Below are 3,741 nucleotides of genomic sequence, written 5' to 3' on the forward strand. Positions count from 1 at the left end.
CTCATCCGTAACTTCCATCACGGTGGAACCCGGCTGCCTCGGCCCGGTTGGCAAATCGGCAGTCGAGCGACGCTTCTTCCACTTCGCCACCGTTTTCTGATTTATCCCGTATCTCTTTGACAGCGCTCTCAGTCTCTCTTGACTATTTTTTATCGCTCGACGGATCGCCTCTGTCGTAGTGGCGCTCCCTTGTATAACCTCTCCCATAGTGCTTCCTTCCAATCGAGGGAAAATAGTGCACCATCAAAGCATGGGATCAAACACCTAGGGGCGATCGCCGGCAGCCGTTGGTGACTTGGTCGTAGATCTGTACTGCGGTGGCCATCGCCACTCTTAGTGCGCGTTGCCTGCGCCAGGGACGTACGGCTGCTGTCATGGCGCAGCGCTGCGACTGGCACAAAGTGACCGCAACTGACAGGCAAGCGCATTGCCTGTCAGCAGCGCGCTTGGCCTGTGAACTGAGAACCCCTTGTCGAGCCGTCCGTTTGCCGTTTCGCGCGGCAGATGATTCTTCAGCAGCCTGTTGCTGCGAAGTTCAGTCCGCTCGAACACCATCCACACCGCCCACATCCGTACTTGAGGCTTGGCAGGGATTCGTGTACAAAACAGCCAAAAACGAGCTAACTCGCTGTCAGTAAAGGTTTCTTACACGAATCCCTACCGACCCTCCCGCTCAGGAATCCGCCCGACCCCATACGCGTGCAGGGCTGCTTATTCCGACTGAGGCGCCGGATGCATGGGCAGCTCTACCGGTGCGTCGATCCGGGGGGCGTCCCTACCCGCCGTCCCCTCCGATTCGCCTTCCCATTCGTCGCGCGCGTCGTACCACTCGTCGCCGATCTGCTCAAGCGTGGCGACCAGGGTGCGTTCGGCGGACGCCCGCTGTGAGGGGCTGAAGAACAGCGGCTCATGCGGCACACCCGCCATCTCGACCCCGGCTACGTCGTGCACATCCGCTGCAGCCGGCGAGCGGTGCCCGGCGACCAGTTCGAAACCCAAGGCCATCGCGCTCCGGCCGAGTCGGATCGCTTGCTGTTGGCCCCAGCCGAGCGCTCCGCTCGTAGCCATGAGGCCCTTGGACAGGACGTCGCCGGCTACCCGGCCGAAGAGCAGGTAGGCGGCCGTGTAGCCGACGGTCCCGGCTATGAAGCCCGATGGGTTGGCCCTGGGGTCGTTCATGTAGCTGCTCATCACAGCGGCTACGGAGAAGGGCAGGCCGATCGTCATAGCGCCGACGGTGTCGCTCACGCTGTCGTTCATCCCCGCGTGCGTGACGTGCGGGCTCAGCGCTTCACGGAGCAGGAACGTCGACGAGACGACCGCATCGGCGATGAAGTCAGGTAGGGCCAGCCCGTCGTTGCGCATCAGGGCGATGTTTGACCCGAGGACGGCGAAGGCTACGGTCGCCAGCGCGAGCTTTCCCTTCAGGTCGGGGTTGTTTGCGAACGATGCCTCCAGGGTCTGGCGCACCGCCTCTAGGGGGCCTGGTCGGTCATCGCTTGCGGCGACCGCGCTCTCCTGCCGCGTCCCGGTCGCTACGAGCCGCTCAAGGCCCGTCACGATTCTGGACAGGTCCTGCTTGAAGAAGGTGAGCTGCCGATCCATGTGCGGCGTGATCCGCCGGTCCTGCTGGAATTCGCCGACGGAGCGGTTGACTTTGCTCAGACCCGCGCGCAGATCGCCCACGACTCCCTCAATGGCGTCCCTGAAGCCGTCGGGAAGATCATCACGCCTGCGGTTGAAGGCGCCGTTGAAGCGCAGCCGCATCGAGTCCATCAGGTCCTGCCCCAGCCGCAGGCCGAACATCATCGCCACTTGCGCCACCGCCGCGCCGGCGACGAAGCCGGCGTTGCGCTGCAGCGGCGTGGCCTTGGCGTAGAAGGTGGGTACGGCATAGATCAGCGAGATGAAAAAGACGAGGCTGTGCCGGTTGATGGCGTGCTTCATGAACAGCTTGGCGTCCGTCGTCGGGCGTCGCATAAGCGAGACCAGCTGTATCGCCGTGTAGGTGTAGGAAGCAATGTTGAACGCAGCGTAGGTGCCAGTCTTCTGGGTGAACAGTGTGGCGAGCGGCAAGGGGTAGAGCAGAAGCGTCAGCGCTCCCTGATATATCCGCTTCGCAGCACTCGCGTCGTGCTGCAAGGTGTGGATATCGGTCTCGAAGCTGGTCATGACGGGCTCGAGATAGCGCCGGGCCTCGGCCAGGAACTCCGCCTCCTCTGGCGTCGACGCCTGCTTGTTCAGGTGCGACCGCAGTTCATCGACCTTCTCGCCCATGGCGGCCAGCAGCGTCTTCGGCTCTCGACATCCAGGCTCGGTGACCAGTTCGTTACGCAGCTTGCCCACGAACTCGCTGTCATCGAACTGCCGAAGCTCCTGGACGACCGACAGGTTGCCCAGGAAGGCGGCGATCCGCGACGAGCAATCGCGCATGAGCAACCCGCTCTCGACGTCCCTCGCTTCGCCGGGATTGGCCAGGCGCGGCTGGCTCGCCCCGGAACGGGCCAGTTGCGGAAGCAAATCCGGGACGCCTTCATCGTCCCCGGCTTGCACAATGGCTGGTATGACTTCGGGCCTCGAAGGCCGCTGGCTGGAGATTGACAGCAGGTCCGCGAGGCACATCGTGGTTTCCGAAGCCGGTCTCGGGCACGCGCTTGCTTGCGTGCCGTCCGTGGGCCACAGATTGCCGCTGCCGTGTCCCGCTTCGATCTCGATGCTGCGGTCGGCGGGTGACGATCCGTCGACCGCAACCGGGTCGTGCGGATGCGCGTTAGGGTCAAGGCTTGCGTTTTTGATTTGCATGATGGAGTCCTTGCGAGGAAGAAGGCGTCGAGCGCGGACGATCGCGACGCGCCCGCAGCTGATCCGCGATTGGAAGGCCGCCTTGAACCGCTTTACGATTCAGTTCGAGGGGCGGATCCCTCCGCTGTAACCAAAATCCGGTTAAAAAAATCTGCTCACGCTCGGCTAGAGGCCACCACGTATCGACTGGAGCGGCCGGGGACTCACAAGTCAGCGCGCCATGCCAATCAGGGACCAAGCCATGACCGTCGCCCTGGTATTCCTGCCAGCCGCCAAAACCCTCATGGCCGGACCATCCTGCCCCTTGCCAATTGGATGAGCCCTGCGGCTCGAGAGAAGCGGAGCAACGCGGTGGGGAAGGTAAAGCCTCGCGCAGTGCACTGGTCGAATGAAGGCGAGTCCCTGCGCAATGCCGACGGCGACTCAGATGGCGCGGCCTGCTCTGTAGTGGGGGTTGCATAACGCGCAGGTGACCCTGTCACGCTAGGCTTTGAATTGCATAGACCCGTGTCGATCTCCTGCAGTGACTGTAGAAGCAAGTTTGGCGAGTAGCTCTCCGATTCGCTTCGCCTCACCGAAGTCATGGCTGGGATGACGAAGGCATTGACGCGGAGGATGACCCATACCTTCCCCAACAGGCTGAGCATCAGCCTCCTGGCGTTGCACTGCTGCGATGGTCTTTTCCTGTTCGCCAACGGAGCGCGATGGCCGCAGCTGTTCCCGAGGGCCGGCAGGAATTCTTGAAATAATCCTTTTGGGACAGAAATTTAGCTTACTTTTTGCTTTTTTATACTGATCCCGACGTCCCCCCGTCCTGAGTAGCGGCCGGGTTTAGAGTCCGGGGTTGATGATATCGGTATTGGCCAGCTGTTGGGCATACGCGGATGGCGTCATGCCGTCGATTGCCTTCTTGGGTCGCTCCTCGTTGTATTCGCGTCG

The 3,741-nt window shown here is 62.2% G+C and carries 1 protein-coding gene and 1 pseudogene; both read right to left on the bottom strand.

The annotated features are described in order from the left end of the window. Positions 1 to 207, bottom strand: a pseudogene (locus XAXN_RS21970) (IS481 family transposase); the annotation flags it as partial. Positions 208 to 711: 504 nt separating this feature from the next. Continuing rightward, the gene (xopAA, locus tag XAXN_RS17400) at positions 712 to 2,802 is read right to left on the bottom strand and encodes a type III secretion system effector XopAA (RefSeq protein ID WP_054320480.1); all 2,091 of its coding nucleotides are present in this window, start codon (positions 2,800 to 2,802) and stop codon (positions 712 to 714) included. Positions 2,803 to 3,741: the final 939 nt, after the last annotated feature.

It is taken from the genome of Xanthomonas axonopodis (genome assembly GCF_001304695.1).
GTDB lineage: Bacteria > Pseudomonadota > Gammaproteobacteria > Xanthomonadales > Xanthomonadaceae > Xanthomonas > Xanthomonas axonopodis.

Bases quoted from the DNA above. Each gene is read 5' to 3' on its own strand.
- xopAA (WP_054320480.1), bottom strand. From the start codon at position 2,802: ATGCAAATCAAAAACGCAAGCCTTGACCCTAACGCGCATCCGCACGAC.